We start from the raw sequence: 16,664 nt of genomic DNA on the forward strand, positions 1-16,664 counted from the left end.
GCTATCGCGGGCAAGCCCGCTCCCACATTCATATCCGGTTTATTAAGTTGCCAGCACCATCCGCTCTTCGCCGACTTCCTCGGCATACCGGGCCACTACTTTCTGGCACAACCCCACGATCTCCTCCGCCAACTCCACGCCCACGCGCCACGACACCACCACTTGCAGGTTCGGCAAACGTTGTTCCATGGGCAGCATCAGCAGTTCGCCGCGGGCCAGTTCTTCGCCGACCAGCACCGGCGGCAGCGCGCCAATCCCGAAACCGTCGCGCAGCAGCCGGGTGATCGCCGACACTGAGTTCACGCAGTTCATACGCGGCGCAGCAACGCCATTGGCTTGCATCAGGCGGATCACGTCCTGGTGCGGGTGGGAATTTTTCGAATAAGTGATGATGCGTTCCTGGGCCAGGTCGGCAAGGGAGGCATAGTCACGGTTATAGATCGATTGGCTGGCGACGATCCAGGCCATCGGGTGGCTGCCCAGTTCCAGGCTGCGCACGGTTTCCAGGCGCAGCAGGTCGGTTTGCAGGATCAGATCGAGAAAGCCTTTTTGCAGCTGATCGCTGAGGTTCAGCGCGGTATCGGCGACCAATTCGATTTCCACCAGCGGGAAATGGTCCATCAATTCCGCCACCAACGGGCTGAGCCAGGTGTGGATCACTGTGTCCATGGCGCCGATCCGAATCCGTCCGACCTTGCTGCTGGTGGTCTCCAGGGATTGTTTCAAACCTTGCAGGGTCACCATCATCTGCTCGGCATAGTCGAGCACCTTGACGCCTTCCGGGGTCAGGCTCACCCCCCGGGAATCGCGCAGGAACAGCTTCACCCCCAGTTCGCTTTCCAGCACGGCGATGCGGCTGGAGATCGACGCCTGGGTGGTAAAGAGCTTTTCGGCGGTCAGGCGAAAGCTCTTGAGCCTGGCGACCCAAACGAAGGTTTCGAGGAACTTCAAATTCATGGGATCAACTTTTTCTTATGCTTGGATCGGTTTTTATTAGTTGGACGCCGCACGGGGCGAGCGCCAAAAATCGAGTCGTTCCACGATAAGCGGCGTGGGGGTGTCAGGACAAGTTGCGTGTCCGACGGTAAAAATCCCACACTACAAAAAAACAAAGCCTACAGGAGCGACCACCGTGAGCCGCCTGCTACTGAATTGTGATATCGGCGAAAGCTTTGGCAACTGGACCATGGGCCTGGATGCCGAGGTCATGCCGTTCATCGATTGCGCCAACGTGGCCTGCGGCTTTCATGCCGGCGACCCGAGCATCATGCGCAAGACTGTCAGCCTGGCGCTCAAGCATGGCGTGCAAATCGGTGCGCATCCGGCGTACCAGGACCTCCAAGGGTTCGGTCGCCGCTCGATGGCTTACAGCCCTGAAGAAATCCAGGACCTGTTGCACTACCAGATCGGCGCTCTCGATGGCGTTTGCCGTGCCCAGGGCGCCCGCGTCAGCTACGTCAAACCCCACGGTGCGTTGTACAACGACATGATGGCCAAACCCGCGCAACTGCGCGCGGTGATGCAGGCCATTGCGGCCTACGATGCCAGCTTGCCGTTGATGCTGCTGGCCACCTGTGATAACAGCGCAGCCCAGGCGATGGGCGACGAATACGGCCTGACCTTGTGGTTCGAAGCGTTCGCCGACCGTGCTTACGATAGCCACGGCCACCTGGTATCGCGCCAACTGCCGGGCGCAGTGCATCACGACGCTGACACCGTGCTCCAGCAAGCCCTGACTATTGCTCGCGGCGAGCCGCTCAACGCCAGCGATGGCAGCGCCCTGGTGTTGCAGGCCAATACCTTGTGCGTCCATGGCGACAACGCCAGTTCCATCGCCGCCGTGCAACGTATCCGCGCGGCGTTGACGTCAGCATGAAGCCACGCATTGAAGTGGTGGCCATCGATTGTCTGATGGTGCGTCTGTTCGACGTGATCGCCGAAGCCAATATGCCGTGGATGCTCGCCGCTACCCAACAATTGCGCAGCGCTTTCGGCACGGCGTTGGTGGATCTGGTGCCGTCCTATACCACCTTGATGGTGCATTACGAGCTCACCGCGTTGAGCCCGGCCGAGGCGCGGCACCGCATCGATCAAGCCCTCGCCGACCTGCAACCCCAGGCCCAGGGCAGCGGCCAGTGCCATGTTTTGCCGGTGTGGTACGACCTGCGGGTCGGCCCGGAACTGAGCGTGCTCAGCCAGCGTAGCGGCTTGACGGTGGACGAGGTAATCCGCCGCCACAGCGCCCACGAATACCAGGTGTTCGCCCTTGGTTTTGCTCCCGGATTCGCTTTTATGGGCTTGGTGGATGAAGCCCTCGCCACTCCGCGCCTAAGCACCCCGCGCAAACGCGTGGCGGCCGGCAGTGTTGGGATCGCCGAGCGGCAGACCGCTGCCTACCCGGTGGTGTCGCCGGGCGGCTGGAACCTGATCGGCCGCACCCCGGCCAAACTCTTCGACCGCGAGCGCGGCGGCTACAGCCTGATGCAGCCCGGCGACACGGTGCGTTTCCAGGCGGTGGATCACGCCGAATTCATCCGCTTGGGTGGCGATGACACGCCGCTGGAGGCGCAGCCATGAGCCGCTTATCGATCGAGGCCAGCACCCCGCTGTGCCTGTTGCAGGACGCCGGGCGTTTTGGCGTGCGCCACTTGGGCGTCACCCAGGGCGGCGCGCTGGATTGGGTGTCGATGGCCTGGGCCAATTGGCTGCTGGGCAATGCGCTGAACGCTGCGGTGGTGGAAATTACCCTCGGCGGCTTCACCGTAAAGGCCGAGGACTATTGCCTGCTGGCTCTGGCCGGTGCAGACCTGGGTGCGCATATCGACGAGCGCGCCATCAGCCCTGGGCGCAGTTTTGTCCTGCAAAAGGGCCAGCGCCTGCGCTTTACCCAGCCAATCGACGGTGCGCGGGCGTACCTGGCGGCGCCGGGCGGGTTTGATGCACCGGCGGTGCTGGGCAGTTGCGCGACGGTGGTTCGTGAAGCACTCGGAGGTGTGGATGGCTTGGGCAACGCACTGGCCGCAGGCGGTCGGTTGAGCTATTCCGGAACCGGCGGTGCCCTGCAGGAGTTGAGTCAGCCGGCGTTGCCAACCGGCGGCTCACTGGACGTGATTGTCGGCGCGCAGATCGGCCAGTTCAGCGGCCAGAGCCTGTTCGATGCGTTCAACACCGACTGGGCCTTGGACAGCCGTGCCGACCGCATGGGCATGCGCCTGCTGGGCACGCCATTGCAGTATCAGGGGCCGTCGTTGATCTCCGAAGGGATTCCGCTGGGGGCGATCCAAGTGCCGCCGGATGGGCAGCCGATCGTACTGCTCAATGATCGCCAGACTATCGGCGGCTATCCACGGTTGGGCGCGCTGACACCCTTGGCCTTGGCCAGGCTGGCGCAATGTCTGCCGGGGCAGAAAGTGCGATTGGCGCCGGTGGTGCAGGAAACGGCGCATCGGCAGCACATCGAGTATTTGCGCCGCTTCCAAACGGCGGGACGGGCTTGCTCCCGATAGAGTTAGGTCAGTCAATTCGTCAGTGACTGCACCACCGGAATCGGGGGCAAGCCCCCTTCCACACTGGATGTCTGTATTAATTGGAGAAAGTATCTGCGCCGCTTCCAAACAGTGGGAGGGGGCTTGCCCCCGATGACGGCGCGTCAGTGACAGATGGGCAGGCAGACTGCTAAAGGGGGCAAGCCCCACCCACATTGGATGTCGGTATTACTTGGAGAAAGCAATTGCGCCGCTTCCAAATTGTGGGAGGGGGCTTGCCCCCGATGACGGCGCGTCAGTGACAGAGGGGCAGGCAGATTGCACCAGGGGGCAAGCCTCCACATTGGATCTGGTGTTATTTGGACAGGTAGCGCATGCCTTCTTCCAGCCCGCGCAGCGTCAGCGGGTACATCTGGTCTTCCACCAACTCCCGCACAATCCCGGTGGAGGCCGTAAACCCCCAAGTGTCCTTGGGGTATGGGTTTATCCAGATCAGCTTCTTGTACTTGGCCATGAAGCGCTGCATCCACACATACCCGGGCTCTTCGTTCCAGTGCTCGACGCTGCCGCCGGCCTGGGTGATTTCGTACGGCGCCATCGAAGCGTCGCCGATAAAAATCACTTTGTAGTCGGCACCGTACTTGTGCAGTAAGTCTTGGGTGGAGGTGCGCTCCGAGGTGCGGCGCTGGTTGTTTTTCCACACCGACTCGTACACGAAGTTATGGAAGTAGAAGTACTCCAAGTGCTTGAACTCGGTCTTGCACGCGGAGAACAGTTCTTCGCAGATCTTCACATGGGCATCCATCGAGCCGCCGATATCGAACAGCAATAGCAGCTTGATGGTGTTGCGCCGTTCCGGGCGCATCTGAATGTTCAGCAAGCCGGCATCGCGGGCGGTGTGGTCGATGGTGCCGTCGATATCCAACTCTTCCGCCGCCCCTTGGCGCGCGAATTTGCGCAGGCGGCGCAGGGCCACTTTGATGTTGCGCGTGCCCAGTTCCACCTGGTCGTCGAGGTTTTTGTATTCGCGCTGGTCCCAGACTTTGACGGCCTTGCCCTGGCGCTTGCCGGCGTCGCCGACGCGAATGCCTTCCGGGTTATAACCGCCGGAACCGAACGGGCTGGTGCCGCCGGTGCCGATCCACTTGTTGCCGCCCGCGTGGCGTTCTTTCTGTTCTTCCAGGCGCTTCTTGAATTCCTCGATCAGCTTGTCGAGGCCGCCCAGGGACTGGATCTGCGCACGCTCTTCATCGCTGAGCGAACGCTCGAATTCCTTGCGCAGCCAGTCTTCGGGGATCAGCGCCTGTAGGTGATCATCGAGTTTTTCCAGGCCGTTGAAATACGCGCCGAAGGCCCGGTCGAACTTGTCGAAATGCCGCTCGTCCTTGACCAGGATCGCCCGGGCCAAGTAGTAAAACTCGTCCATGTCGGCGAAGGTCACGCGTTGTTTGAGCGCGTTGATCAGGTCGAGCAGTTCACGTACCGACACCGGCACCTTGGCTGCGCGCATTTCATTGAACAGGTTGAGCAACATCAGCGATTACCGCGACGGCTCATGAACGCCAGGCGCTCCAGCAACTGCACGTCCTGCTCGTTCTTCACCAGGGCGCCGGCCAATGGCGGAATGGCCTTGGTCGGATCGCGCTCGCGCAGCACCGCCTCGCCGATATTGTCGGCCATCAGCAGCTTGAGCCAGTCCACCAGTTCGGAAGTGGAGGGTTTTTTCTTCAGGCCGGGGACTTTGCGCACGTCGAAGAACACGTCCAGCGCTTCGCTGACCAGGTCTTTCTTGATGTCGGGGTAGTGCACATCGACGATCTTTTGCAGGGTGGTGCGATCCGGAAAGGCGATGTAGTGGAAGAAGCAGCGGCGCAGGAACGCGTCCGGCAGCTCTTTTTCATTGTTGGAGGTAATGATGATGATCGGGCGTTTTTTGGCCTTGATGGTCTCGTCGATTTCGTAGACGTAGAACTCCATCTTGTCGAGTTCTTGCAGCAGGTCGTTGGGGAACTCGATGTCGGCCTTGTCGATTTCATCGATCAGCAGAATCACGCGCTCATCGGACTCGAAGGCTTCCCAGAGCTTGCCTTTCTTCAGGTAGTTGCGCACGTCGTGCACCTTGTCCACGCCCAACTGCGAGTCGCGCAGGCGGCTGACCGCGTCGTACTCGTACAGGCCTTGGTGGGCCTTGGTGGTGGACTTGATGTGCCAGGTAATCAGCTTGGCGCCGAAGGATTCGGCCAGTTGCTCGGCGAGCATGGTCTTGCCCGTGCCCGGCTCGCCCTTGACCAGTAGCGGACGCTCCAGGGTGATGGCAGCGTTGACGGCCAGTTTCAGGTCATCGGTGGCAACGTAGGCCTGGGTGCCTTCGAACTTCATCGGTGTTTCCTCGAATTCATCAATGCCCGGACTATACCGCGCGGCCCCGGCGACTGTGAACGCAGACGGGTTATTCAGTCTCTGAATGGCCGGTCACTCTGCGCGCTCAGTCGGCGCTCGGCTTGGGTTGTTCATAGCGCGCGTTGAACGCCTGAATAAAGCCGTTGCGCAAAATCGCCACCACGGCCCAGAACGCGCTGACATCTTGCTGATGCACGCTGCCGCTCAGTTCAACGCGGGTGGCGAACTGGTTTTTGCGTTGGTTCTTCAGCACGGTCTCGCTGGCGCCCACCACGGCCTCCCAGATTGAGCGGAAGATGTTCTTGTCTTTGTTTTCCACGTCCTGCTGCCAGTCGAACACTTCCACATCCCGCAGCAACGGCTTGATGTAGCCGCTCAGTTGGCCCTTTTCAGCCTGGGCCTCAATGACCAGATCGCCAGTGCCGGCCTTGAAATCGAACTTGCCGTAGGCCGAGGCAAAGTCGTTCATGCGCTTGAGCTGCAAGTCGCGGGCGCGGAAGCGGAATTCAAAGTCTTCGAAATTGCTCAAGGGGTCGAAGGTGGCACTGGCTTCTAGCGGGGCCTGGCCCAGCAGCAGTGCTTTACCATCGAAGCGCGCATCGCGCCTGCCTTCGGTGTCGACCACATTGGTCAGGTTATAGAAGCTGGCATTGACGCCGGTGGCGTTGATGTTCACCGCCGGTTTGGAATTGAAGTTATGGAACGCGATCTTGCCGTCTTCGATGCGCACCTCGTTGAGGGTGATCGGCAGCAACTTGCCCAGTTGCTCGCGCCAGTCGGTGCCCTTACCGGTCTGGGACGCCTGCTTGTTGGCGCCGCCGTCGACAAAATTGATTTCCGGCCGCACAAAGTGGCCTTCGGCGACGACCGCATGGTCGTACCACAGCGAATGCCAGCTCACCGCGAACTCGATCAGTGGCGCCTTGACGAACGGCACCGGCACCTTGCCGTCCACCTTAACGATCTGCAAGCCGTTGATGCGATAGGCGCCGCGCCACAGGGCCAAGTCCACGTCGGCGATTTCGCCGCGGTAGTCGCCCATATTGGCCAGTTTGTCATTCAGGTAATTGCGCACCAGGTAGGGCAGGGCGATGTTCAGGGCGATCAGCACCACCACCAACCCGGCGACGGTCCATAGCGGCCAACTGTAGCGACGTTTCATGGGGCAGTTCTCCTTGCTCGTAAGCAGATGGACTGTCGCGCCGGCCTCAACGTTCCTCCGACTGGACGCCTAGTACGACCCGGCATACCCTTGAAGCCTTTCGCACATCGCCCAATAGGACCCGCCATGAGCCGCATTTTTGCAGATAACGCGCACTCCATCGGTAACACGCCCCTGGTTCAGATCAACCGCATCGCCCCGCGTGGCGTGACCATTCTGGCCAAGATCGAAGGGCGCAACCCCGGTTACTCGGTGAAGTGCCGCATCGGTGCAAACATGATCTGGGACGCCGAAAGCAGCGGCAAACTCAAGCCGGGCATGACCATCGTCGAACCCACCTCCGGCAACACCGGCATCGGCCTGGCGTTCGTCGCCGCCGCCCGTGGCTACAAGTTGCTGCTGACCATGCCGGCCTCCATGAGCCTGGAACGGCGCAAGGTGCTCAAGGCCCTCGGCGCCGAGCTGGTACTGACCGAGCCGGCCAAAGGCATGAAAGGCGCTATCGAGAAGGCCGGCGAGATCGTCGCCAGCGACCCGGCCCAGTACTTTATGCCGGCCCAGTTCGAAAACCCGGCCAACCCGGCTATTCACGAAAAAACCACCGGCCCGGAAATCTGGAACGACACCGATGGCGCCGTGGATGTGCTGGTGGCGGGCGTGGGCACTGGTGGCACCATCACCGGCGTGTCGCGCTATATCAAAAATATCCAAGGCAAGCCGATTCTGTCGGTGGCGGTCGAGCCGATCGGTTCGCCGGTGATCACCCAGACCCTGGCCGGTGAAGAGGTCAAGCCCAGCCCGCACAAGATCCAGGGGATCGGCGCCGGGTTCGTGCCGAAGAACCTCGACCTGTCGATGGTCGACCGCGTGGAACTGGTGAGCGACGAGGAATCCAAGGCCATGGCTCTGCGTTTGATGCAGGAAGAGGGGATCTTGTGCGGGATTTCCTGCGGCGCCGCGATGGCGGTGGCGGTGCGCCTGGCACAGAAACCGGAGATGCAGGGCAAGACTATCGTGGTGGTGCTGCCGGATTCCGGTGAGCGTTACCTGTCGAGCATGCTGTTCAGCGATCTGTTCACTGAGCAGGAAAACCAGGCTTGATGCAGGTCAGCTGGTCGGTGCGGGCCTTCTGCATAATGGCGCAACTGTTTATCATGGCCGGCTGCTACGTCTGGCACCCCTCCAACGGGGTGCTGTCGGCCAGACGCTTATTTCCAGGAGTTGCTGCATGACCTTTTCTCTGACCGCCAAACTGTCGGTGCTGCTGTTGTTTATCGGCAGCACGCTGTACGTGCACCTGCGCGGCAAGGCGCGTTTGCCGATGTTGCGCCAGTTCGTCAACCATTCGGCGCTGTTCGCCCCGTATAACGCCTTGATGTACCTGTTTTCGGCGGTGCCGTCCAAGCCGTACCTGGACCGCAGCAAATTCCCGGAGCTGGATGTGCTCAAGGACAACTGGGAAGTGATCCGCGAAGAGGCCATGCACCTGTTCGACGAGGGTTACATCCGCGCCGCCGAAAAGAACAACGACGCCGGTTTCGGTTCGTTCTTCAAAAAGGGCTGGAAGCGTTTCTACCTAAAGTGGTACGACAAGCCCCTGCCGTCGGCCGAGGCGCTGTGCCCGAAGACCGTGGCGCTGGTGAGTAGCATCCCCAACGTCAAGGGCGCGATGTTCGCGCTATTGCCGGGCGGCAGCCACCTCAACCCGCACCGCGACCCGTTCGCCGGTTCCCTGCGCTATCACTTGGGCTTGTCCACGCCCAATTCCGACGACTGCCGCATCTTCGTCGACGGCCAGGTGTACGCCTGGCGCGACGGTGAAGACGTGATGTTCGACGAAACCTATGTGCATTGGGTCAAGAACGAGACCGAGCAGACCCGCGTGATCCTGTTCTGCGACATCGAGCGTCCGCTGAGTAACCGCCTGATGACCCGCGTCAACCGTTGGGTCAGCAAACAGCTGGGCCGCGCCACCGCACCGCAGAACCTCGACGACGAGCGCGTGGGTGGGATCAACCAGGCGTATGCCTGGAGCAAGACCTTCAGCGACAAGTTCAGCGGTGTGGTCAAACAGTGGAAGCGCAAGCATCCGAAGGCTTACCGCATTGCGCGGCCGGTGCTGGCGGTAGTGGTGTTGGTACTGCTGTGGAAGTGGTTGTTCGGCTGATCTGAAGCGTTAAACGCGGTCAAAATGTGGGAGGGGGCTTGCTCCCGATAACGGTGGATCAGTCATGGATGTTTTGACTGACATACCGCCATCGGGGGCAAGCCCCCTCCACATTTGATCTCCTGTGTTCTTAAGAGGCAATCAGCTGCCGCAGCACATAGTGCAGAATTCCCCCCGACTTGAAGTACTCCACTTCATTCAAGGTATCGATCCGGCACAGCACCTCGACCTTCTCCGTGCCGCCATCCTCCCGGGTAATCACCAGCGTCAGGTTCATACGTGGCACGATCTCCACGTCGCTCAGCCCCAGGATATCGATCTTCTCCTTACCGGTGAGTTTGAGCGCCTTGCGGTTCTGATCCAGCTTGAACTGCAACGGCAACACGCCCATACCCACCAGGTTGGAGCGGTGGATGCGCTCGAAACTCTCGGCAATCACCGCTTTGACCCCCAGCAGATTGGTGCCCTTGGCTGCCCAATCGCGGCTGGAGCCGGTGCCGTATTCCTGCCCGGCGATCACCACCAGCGGCGTGCCTGTAGCCTGGTATTTCATCGCGGCGTCGTAGATCGCCATCTTCTCGCCAGTGGGGATATACAGCGTATTGCCACCTTCCTCGCCGCCGAGCATTTCGTTGCGGATGCGGATATTGGCAAAGGTGCCGCGCATCATCACTTCATGGTTGCCCCGACGTGAGCCGTAGGAGTTGAAGTCGCGCGGTTCCACGCCCTGTTCGCGCAGGTAGCGGCCGGCTGGGCTGTCGACCTTGATATTACCGGCGGGGGAGATGTGGTCGGTTGTCACCGAATCCCCCAACAACGCCAGCACGTTCGCACCTTTGACGTCCTTGATGACCGGCAGCGGCCCGGCAATGTCGTCGAAGAACGGCGGGTGCTGGATGTAGGTCGAGTCTTTCTGCCACACATAGGTGGCGGCTTGTGGCACCTCAATGGCCTGCCATTGCTCATCCCCGGCAAACACTTCGGCGTACTCCTTGTGGAACATGCCAGTGCTGACCTGGGCCACGGCGTCGGCGATTTCCTGGCTGCTGGGCCAAATGTCCTTGAGGTATACCGGGTTGCCCTGCTGGTCGTTACCCAACGGCTCGCTGCTGATATCGATGCGCACGGTGCCCGCCAGGGCGTAGGCCACTACCAGGGGCGGCGATGCCAGCCAGTTGGTTTTCACCAGCGGATGCACGCGGCCTTCGAAGTTGCGGTTGCCGGACAAAACCGATGCCACGGTGAGGTCGGCTTTCTGGATGGCTTTTTCGATCGGCTCGGGCAAGGGCCCGGAGTTACCGATGCAGGTGGTGCAGCCATAACCCACCAGATCGAAACCGAGCTTGTCCAAGTATTGCGTGAGCCCCGCGGCCTTGTAGTAGTCGGTGACCACTTTGGAGCCGGGCGCCAGGGAGCTTTTCACCCAGGGTTTGCGCGTCAGGCCTTTTTCCACGGCCTTCTTGGCCACCAGGCCGGCGGCCATCATCACGCTGGGGTTGGAGGTATTGGTGCAGGAGGTGATCGCGGCGATCACCACGGCGCCGTTTTTCAGGCGATAGGTCTGACCGTCGAAGTCGTAATCGGCTTCACCCACCAGGTCGGCATTGCCTACGGCGACACCGCCGCCGCCTTCGCTTTCCAGGCGACCTTCTTCTTTATTGGTGGGTTTGAACTGCAGGTCGAGAAAGTCGCTGAATGCCTGGCCGACATTCGGCAGCGCCACCCGGTCCTGGGGACGCTTCGGCCCGGCCAGGCTGGCTTCGACGCTGCCCATGTCCAGGGCCAGGCTGTCGGTGAACACCGGCTCCTGGCCCGCGTGACGCCACAGGCCTTGGGCCTTGGTGTACGCCTCGACCAGTTTGACGGTTTCTGTCGGACGGCCCGAGAGGCGCAGGTAGTCCAGGGTCACTTCATCGACCGGGAAAAAGCCGCAAGTGGCGCCGTATTCCGGGGCCATGTTGGCGATGGTGGCGCGGTCCGCCAGGGGCAGGTCGGCCAGGCCGTCGCCATAGAACTCGACGAACTTACCCACCACGCCTTTCTTGCGCAGCATCTGAGTCACCGTCAGCACCAGGTCGGTGGCGGTGATGCCTTCCTTGAGTTTGCCGGTGAGCTTGAAGCCGATCACTTCGGGGATCAGCATCGACACCGGCTGGCCGAGCATCGCCGCCTCTGCTTCGATACCACCCACGCCCCAGCCGAGCACGCCCAGGCCGTTGATCATGGTGGTGTGGGAGTCGGTGCCCACCAGGGTGTCGGGGAACGCATAAGTGCGGCCGTCTTCGTCTTTGGTCCAGACCGTGCGGCCCAGGTATTCGAGGTTGACCTGGTGGCAAATGCCGGTGCCCGGCGGCACCACGCTGAAGTTGTCGAAGGCGCTCTGGCCCCAACGCAGGAAGGCATAGCGTTCGCCGTTGCGCTGCATTTCGATGTCGACGTTCTGCTCGAAGGCGTCGGCATTGCCGAACTTGTCGACCATCACCGAATGGTCGATCACCAAATCGACGGGAGAGAGCGGGTTGATGCGCTGCGGGTCGCCACCGGCCTTGGCCACGGCGGCGCGCATGGCGGCCAGGTCGACCACGGCGGGTACGCCGGTAAAGTCTTGCATCAGCACGCGGGCGGGGCGGTACTGGATCTCGCGGTCGGACTGGCGCTCTTTGAGCCAGGCGGCGATGGCCTTGAGGTCGGCGCCGGTGACCGTTTTGTTGTCTTCCCAGCGCAGCAGGTTCTCCAGCAGCACTTTGAGCGACATCGGCAGCTTATCCAAGTCACCCAGGCTCTTGGCGGCTTCCGGCAGGCTGAAGTAGTGGTAGGTCTTGCTGTCTATTTCAAGGGTCTTAAGGGTTCTCAGGCTATCAAGCGATGACATGACACGACTCCTTATGGTCCGCACGGCCACGGACCTGACGGGACGAACAGAGCTATCACGTTAGCCCTGTTTTGATTAGCAGGCTAATAACTGGACTCTATGGTGAAGTCCAAGGTTCCGAACTCGGCTATCATGCGCGCGTTTTCATGACAGACATTGCGATAGCGCAAGGTCCGTCGAGTCGCCAGGAGAGTTGATGAACACCCTTTTTATGCACTGCCGCCCAGGGTTTGAAGGCGAAGTCTGTTCCGAGATCGCGGAACACGCCGCGCGCCTGAACGTGTCCGGCTACGCCAAGGCCAAGACCGGCAGCGCCTGCGCCGAATTTGTCTGCACCGAAGAAGACGGCGCCCAGCGCTTGATGCACGGCCAGCGCTTTGCCGAGCTGATCTTCCCGCGGCAATGGGCGCGTGGGGTATTTATCGACTTGCCGGAAACCGACCGCATCAGCGTGATCCTTGCCCACCTGCGCGAATTTCCGGTGTGCGGCAGCCTGTGGCTGGAAATGGTCGACACCAATGATGGCAAAGAGCTGTCGAACTTCTGCAAGAAATTCGAAGTACACCTGCGCAAAGCCCTGCTCAATGCCGGCCGGCTGGTGGATGACCCGAGCAAACCGCGCCTGCTGTTGACCTTCAAGAGCGGCCGCGAAGTGTTTATGGGCCTGGCCGAGTCGAACAACTCGGCAATGTGGCCCATGGGTATCCCCCGTTTGAAATTCCCCCGCGAAGCCCCCAGCCGCTCAACCTTGAAGCTGGAAGAGGCTTGGCACCACTTTATCCCCCGCGACCAGTGGGACGAGCGCCTGCACGGCGACATGACCGGCGTCGACCTTGGCGCCGCGCCGGGTGGCTGGACCTGGCAGTTGGTCAACCGTGGCATGCTGGTGACCGCCATCGACAACGGCCCCATGGCCGAGAGCTTGATGGACACCGGCCTGGTGCAGCATCTGATGGCCGACGGTTTCACTTTCGTGCCCAAGCAGCCGGTGGACTGGATGGTCTGCGACATCGTCGAGAAACCCGCGCGTAATGCGGCGCTGTTGGAAACCTGGATCGGCGAAGGGCATTGCCGCGAAGCGGTGGTCAACCTCAAGTTGCCGATGAAACAGCGCTATGCCGAGGTCAAGCGCTTGCTGGAGCGCATCGAGGAAGGCTTCAAGGCGCGTGGCGTTCGTGTGGAAATCGGCTGTAAGCAGCTGTACCACGACCGTGAAGAAGTGACCTGCCACCTGCGTCGGCTGGAAAGCGTAAAGAAACCCAAGGCCCGCTGATCCACCGCCCAAATGTGGGAGCGGGCTGGCCCGCGAAAGCGGTATAACTGTCGAAATTTATGTTGAATGTGCCCGCGTCTTCGCGAGCAAGCTCGCTCCCACAGGAAATCGAGCTGGTTTTAGGAGTGAAATATGAGTCTTGAATTGCCCGTCGACGCCACCCTCGACGCCACCGGCCTCAACTGCCCGGAACCGGTGATGATGCTGCACCAGCACATCCGCGACTTGCCGGCAGGCGGCTTGCTCAAGGTGATTGCGACCGACCCGTCGACCCGTCGCGATATCCCCAAGTTCTGTGTGTTTCTGGACCACGAACTGGTGGAGCAGCAGGAGCAGGCCGGCACCTACCTGTACTGGATTCGCAAAAAAGCCGATTAACCCCGTGCCTTGTCGGCCCGAATGCGCCGGCGCGCGCTACGCGCCAGGCGTATCAGCAACATCCCCGCCGCGCAGCTCAGACCCACGATCAACCCTTGCCACAAGCCGCTCGGGCCGCTGGGTTCGCCGAGCCAGTGGGTCAGCCCCAGGGCATAGCCCACCGGCAATCCCACGCCCCAATAGGCAAACAGGGTCAGCACCATGGTCACCCGCGTATCTTGGTAGCCGCGCAGCGCACCGGCGGCGGTAACTTGGATCGAGTCTGAGAACTGGAACAGCGCCGAGAACACAATCAAGGTAGACGCCAGATGGATTACCACCGGGTCCGGGGTGTAAATGCTTGCGATCTGTTCGCGAAACAGCAGCATCAAACTGCAGGACAGGCACGCATACGCCAGCGCCGTGCCCATGCCGACCCCGGCGGCGAAGCGCGCTTCACGCGGCTCGCCACGCCCCAGGGCCTGGCCGACGCGCACGGTGACCGCCATGCTCAGGGAGTAGGGGATCATAAACACCAGGGAACTGACGTTCAGCGCGATCTGATGCCCCGACACCACCGTGGCGCCCAGGCTGCCGAGCAGCAGGGCGATTACCGCGAAGATGCTCGATTCGGCAAAGATCGCCACGCCAATCGGCAGGCCAATGCCCAGCACGCGTTTGATCACTGCCCATTGCGGCCAATCGAAGCGTTTGAACAACTCGCTGCTCTGGTAGGCGGCGCCCCAGCGCGTCCAGCCGGCCAGGCCGAGCATCATCACCCACATCGCAATGGCCGTGGCCCAGCCGCAACCTACGCCGCCCATGGCCGGCACGCCAAAATGGCCGTAGATGAAGATGTAGTTCAGCGGAATATTCAGCGCCAGGCCGATCAGGCCCATAACCATGCTTGGCCGGGTGCGGCCCAGGCCGTCGCTGAAACAGCGCAACACGTAATACAACGCCACCGCCGGCATGCCCGCGGCGATGCCGTGCAGGTAACCCATGGACGGCGCGATCAGGTCGGGTTCCACCTTCATGGCATGCAAAATCGGTTCGGCGCACAGCAGCAATAATGCGCCGATGGCCCCGACGACCACCGCCAACCACAATGACTGACGGACCAACGGCCCGATCTCGCTGAACTGACCGGCGCCGTAACGCTGGGCGACTTTCGGCGTGGTGGCCAGCAGTGTGCCGGTCATCAGCAGGTACACCGGAATCCAGATCGAATTACCCAGGCCCACCGCCGCCAGATCCTGGGGGCTGACGCGTCCGGCCATCACCGCGTCGACAAAGCTCATGGCGGTGGTCGCCAGTTGGCCGATCATGATCGGCAGCGCGAGCGTCAACAGATCGCGCACCTCCCGGCTGATGCGGGCGGGGGCGGGTGAGGGGGGCGGTGGCAGTGTTCACGTACGGGTGTCCAGTCGAAAGGTGCGCAAGGACGGCGGATTCTACGCCTTGACGCAATGGTCAGGAAAAAAGCTGTGTTAGGGATTTGTAAGCGAGGCCCGCGATCCCTGTACACTGCCTGTCCGCCAAAGGAGCCTGCCATGCTGATTGTTGCCGACGAAAATATCCCGCTGCTCGACGCGTTTTTCCAAGGGTTCGGCGAGATTCGCCGAGTGCCGGGCCGTTCCATCGACCGTGCGACCGTCGAGCAGGCCGACGTGCTGTTGGTGCGCTCGGTGACCAACGTCAACCGCGCCTTGCTTGAGGGCTCGTCGGTGCGTTTTGTCGGCACCTGCACCATCGGCACCGACCATTTGGACCTGGATTACTTCAAGCAGGCCGGTATCCAGTGGGCCAGCGCCCCCGGTTGCAACGCCCGCGGCGTGGTGGACTATGTGCTGGGTAGCCTGCAGACCCTGGCCGAGATCGAAGGGGTGGACCTCACCCGGCGCACCTATGGCGTGGTTGGCGCCGGTGAAGTGGGCGGGCGGTTGGTTCAGGTGCTCAAGGGCCTGGGCTGGAACGTGCTGGTGTGCGACCCGCCGCGCCAGATTGCCGAAGACGGTGATTACGTCAGCCTCGGGCAGATCATCGAGCAGTGCGACGTGATCAGCCTGCACACGCCGTTGATCAAGTCCGGCAATGCCGCTACCTGGCACTTGTTCGACCGTCAGCGCCTCAACCAGCTCAAGCACGGCGCGTGGCTGATCAATGCCAGCCGCGGTCCGGTGGTGGATAACGCCGCGCTGCGCGAGGTGCTGCTGGAACGTGAAGATCTGCAAGCCGTGCTCGATGTGTGGGAGGGCGAGCCTGAGGTCGATGTGGCACTGGCCGATCTATGCGTGCTGGCCACGCCGCATATCGCCGGTTACAGCCTGGACGGCAAACAGCGCGGTACGGCGCAGATCTATCAAGCGTTTTGTACCTATCTGGGGCAGGTGCCGAGTATCCAGCTGAGTGATCTGCTGCCGCCGCCGTGGTTGGCCGAAGTGCATTTGAACGCCGCCACGGACCCGGCCTGGGCGCTGGCGACGCTGTGCCGCAGCGTTTACGACCCGCGCCGTGACGATGCGGATTTTCGCCGTAGCCTGGTCGGCACCGTGCAAGAGCAACGTCTGGCCTTTGACCTGCTGCGCAAGCACTACCCGGAGCGCCGCGAGATCGAGGGTTTGAAAGTGCGGATCAACGGGGAGTCGGCGGCGCTGGCCAAGTTGGTCACTGCCCTCGGTGCCGAAGCCCTGTAGGAACGCCGTGCATAAAAAACCCGGCCACCGGGGCCGGGTTTGAAAGAGCGTGGGCGCTTCAGCCTTGCTTGGCAGGCTTGACCAGTCGCTGTTCCAGCGCGCTGCAGGCTTGCTGGATCATCTCTTCGGTAATCTGCACATCGTTGCCATCGGCATCGACATACCAGCACGGCAGCTGCTGCGGCTGGCGGATTACTTCGATTTTGGCATCGCTGCTGTGTTGCAAGGTCATGGCCTGTCTCCTCATCAGGT

14 protein-coding genes and 1 pseudogene are annotated in these 16,664 nt (G+C 61.6%); 8 read left to right on the forward strand and 7 right to left on the reverse strand.

Annotated elements, in window-relative coordinates:
• Positions 1-42 precede the first annotated feature (42 nt).
• Positions 43-957 (reverse strand): LysR family transcriptional regulator, encoded by a 915-nt coding sequence (locus YA0848_RS03290; protein ID WP_034112438.1) that lies wholly within the window; start codon positions 955-957, stop codon positions 43-45.
• 175 nt (positions 958-1,132) lie between these two features.
• On the opposite strand from YA0848_RS03290, the gene YA0848_RS03295 reads away from it, so the two are divergent.
• From YA0848_RS03295 to YA0848_RS03305, 3 genes are read left to right on the forward strand one after another with little or no spacing between them, the layout of a single operon-like run.
• Complete coding sequence (locus tag YA0848_RS03295; RefSeq protein WP_169903293.1) at positions 1,133-1,876, forward strand: 5-oxoprolinase subunit PxpA; 744 nt, start codon at positions 1,133-1,135, stop codon at positions 1,874-1,876.
• Positions 1,873-2,577: a 5-oxoprolinase subunit PxpB gene (gene pxpB, locus YA0848_RS03300; RefSeq protein WP_169903292.1), complete on the forward strand. Its 705-nt coding sequence runs from the start codon at positions 1,873-1,875 to the stop codon at positions 2,575-2,577. The genes YA0848_RS03295 and pxpB overlap by 4 nt, the downstream gene beginning before the upstream one ends.
• Positions 2,574-3,506: a biotin-dependent carboxyltransferase family protein gene (locus tag YA0848_RS03305; RefSeq protein WP_047882593.1), complete on the forward strand. Its 933-nt coding sequence runs from the start codon at positions 2,574-2,576 to the stop codon at positions 3,504-3,506. The genes pxpB and YA0848_RS03305 overlap by 4 nt, the downstream gene beginning before the upstream one ends.
• Before the next feature lie 334 nt (positions 3,507-3,840).
• Here YA0848_RS03305 and YA0848_RS03310 read toward each other — a convergent pair whose 3' ends face one another.
• From YA0848_RS03310 to YA0848_RS03320, 3 genes are all read right to left on the reverse strand, one after another.
• Positions 3,841-5,019, reverse strand: coding sequence for a vWA domain-containing protein (locus YA0848_RS03310; RefSeq protein WP_034096457.1), 1,179 nt, complete (start codon positions 5,017-5,019; stop codon positions 3,841-3,843).
• Positions 5,019-5,864, reverse strand: coding sequence for an AAA family ATPase (locus YA0848_RS03315; protein WP_034112447.1), 846 nt, complete (start codon positions 5,862-5,864; stop codon positions 5,019-5,021). The genes YA0848_RS03310 and YA0848_RS03315 overlap by 1 nt, the downstream gene beginning before the upstream one ends.
• Before the next feature lie 106 nt (positions 5,865-5,970).
• Positions 5,971-7,047 (reverse strand): DUF748 domain-containing protein, encoded by a 1,077-nt coding sequence (locus tag YA0848_RS03320; RefSeq protein WP_034096459.1) that lies wholly within the window; start codon positions 7,045-7,047, stop codon positions 5,971-5,973.
• Between the two features lie 126 nt (positions 7,048-7,173).
• On the opposite strand from YA0848_RS03320, the gene cysK reads away from it, so the two are divergent.
• Together cysK and YA0848_RS03330 are read left to right on the forward strand one after the other, a co-directional pair.
• Positions 7,174-8,148 (forward strand): cysteine synthase A, encoded by a 975-nt coding sequence (cysK, locus tag YA0848_RS03325; protein ID WP_034096460.1) that lies wholly within the window; start codon positions 7,174-7,176, stop codon positions 8,146-8,148.
• Positions 8,149-8,275: 127 nt separating this feature from the next.
• Positions 8,276-9,214, forward strand: coding sequence for an aspartyl/asparaginyl beta-hydroxylase domain-containing protein (locus tag YA0848_RS03330; protein ID WP_034096461.1), 939 nt, complete (start codon positions 8,276-8,278; stop codon positions 9,212-9,214).
• Positions 9,215-9,344: 130 nt separating this feature from the next.
• Here the strand turns inward: YA0848_RS03330 and acnA are convergent, their stop codons facing one another.
• Positions 9,345-12,086, reverse strand: a complete 2,742-nt coding sequence (gene acnA, locus YA0848_RS03335; RefSeq protein WP_169903447.1) for an aconitate hydratase AcnA — start codon at positions 12,084-12,086, stop codon at positions 9,345-9,347.
• 196 nt (positions 12,087-12,282) lie between these two features.
• Between acnA and rlmM the strand changes: the two genes are divergently transcribed.
• Positions 12,283-13,359, forward strand: coding sequence for a 23S rRNA (cytidine(2498)-2'-O)-methyltransferase RlmM (gene rlmM / locus YA0848_RS03340; protein WP_034096463.1), 1,077 nt, complete (start codon positions 12,283-12,285; stop codon positions 13,357-13,359).
• Between the two features lie 132 nt (positions 13,360-13,491).
• The gene (tusA, locus tag YA0848_RS03345; protein ID WP_034096464.1) at positions 13,492-13,737 is read left to right on the forward strand and encodes a sulfurtransferase TusA; all 246 of its coding nucleotides are present in this window, start codon (positions 13,492-13,494) and stop codon (positions 13,735-13,737) included.
• Here tusA and YA0848_RS03350 read toward each other — a convergent pair.
• Positions 13,734-15,129, reverse strand: a pseudogene (locus YA0848_RS03350) (MATE family efflux transporter). The gene tusA and the pseudogene YA0848_RS03350 overlap by 4 nt on opposite strands.
• A gap of 140 nt (positions 15,130-15,269) precedes the next feature.
• Here YA0848_RS03350 and pdxB point away from each other — a divergent pair.
• On the forward strand, positions 15,270-16,412 hold the full coding sequence (pdxB, locus tag YA0848_RS03355; protein WP_047883076.1) for a 4-phosphoerythronate dehydrogenase PdxB: 1,143 nt from the start codon (positions 15,270-15,272) through the stop codon (positions 16,410-16,412).
• A 58-nt stretch (positions 16,413-16,470) separates the two neighbouring features.
• Here pdxB and YA0848_RS03360 read toward each other — a convergent pair whose 3' ends face one another.
• On the reverse strand, positions 16,471-16,644 hold the full coding sequence (locus tag YA0848_RS03360; protein ID WP_034096467.1) for a PA1571 family protein: 174 nt from the start codon (positions 16,642-16,644) through the stop codon (positions 16,471-16,473).
• Positions 16,645-16,664: the final 20 nt, after the last annotated feature.

The sequence above is a fragment of the Pseudomonas sp. S4_EA_1b genome (assembly GCF_016307435.1).
GTDB lineage: Bacteria > Pseudomonadota > Gammaproteobacteria > Pseudomonadales > Pseudomonadaceae > Aquipseudomonas > Aquipseudomonas rhodesiae.

Excerpts from the sequence above, each read along its gene's own strand:
- YA0848_RS03290 (WP_034112438.1), bottom strand. The coding sequence starts at position 957 with ATGAATTTGAAGTTCCTCGAAACCTTCGTTTGGGTCGCCAGGCTCAAG.
- pxpB (WP_169903292.1), top strand. The coding sequence starts at position 1,873 with ATGAAGCCACGCATTGAAGTGGTGGCCATCGATTGTCTGATGGTGCGT.
- YA0848_RS03305 (WP_047882593.1), top strand. The coding sequence starts at position 2,574 with ATGAGCCGCTTATCGATCGAGGCCAGCACCCCGCTGTGCCTGTTGCAG.
- YA0848_RS03310 (WP_034096457.1), bottom strand. The coding sequence starts at position 5,019 with ATGTTGCTCAACCTGTTCAATGAAATGCGCGCAGCCAAGGTGCCGGTG.
- YA0848_RS03315 (WP_034112447.1), bottom strand. The coding sequence starts at position 5,864 with ATGAAGTTCGAAGGCACCCAGGCCTACGTTGCCACCGATGACCTGAAA.
- YA0848_RS03320 (WP_034096459.1), bottom strand. The coding sequence starts at position 7,047 with ATGAAACGTCGCTACAGTTGGCCGCTATGGACCGTCGCCGGGTTGGTG.
- cysK (WP_034096460.1), top strand. The coding sequence starts at position 7,174 with ATGAGCCGCATTTTTGCAGATAACGCGCACTCCATCGGTAACACGCCC.
- YA0848_RS03330 (WP_034096461.1), top strand. The coding sequence starts at position 8,276 with ATGACCTTTTCTCTGACCGCCAAACTGTCGGTGCTGCTGTTGTTTATC.
- acnA (WP_169903447.1), bottom strand. The coding sequence starts at position 12,086 with ATGTCATCGCTTGATAGCCTGAGAACCCTTAAGACCCTTGAAATAGAC.
- rlmM (WP_034096463.1), top strand. The coding sequence starts at position 12,283 with ATGAACACCCTTTTTATGCACTGCCGCCCAGGGTTTGAAGGCGAAGTC.
- tusA (WP_034096464.1), top strand. The coding sequence starts at position 13,492 with ATGAGTCTTGAATTGCCCGTCGACGCCACCCTCGACGCCACCGGCCTC.
- pdxB (WP_047883076.1), top strand. The coding sequence starts at position 15,270 with ATGCTGATTGTTGCCGACGAAAATATCCCGCTGCTCGACGCGTTTTTC.
- YA0848_RS03360 (WP_034096467.1), bottom strand. The coding sequence starts at position 16,644 with ATGACCTTGCAACACAGCAGCGATGCCAAAATCGAAGTAATCCGCCAG.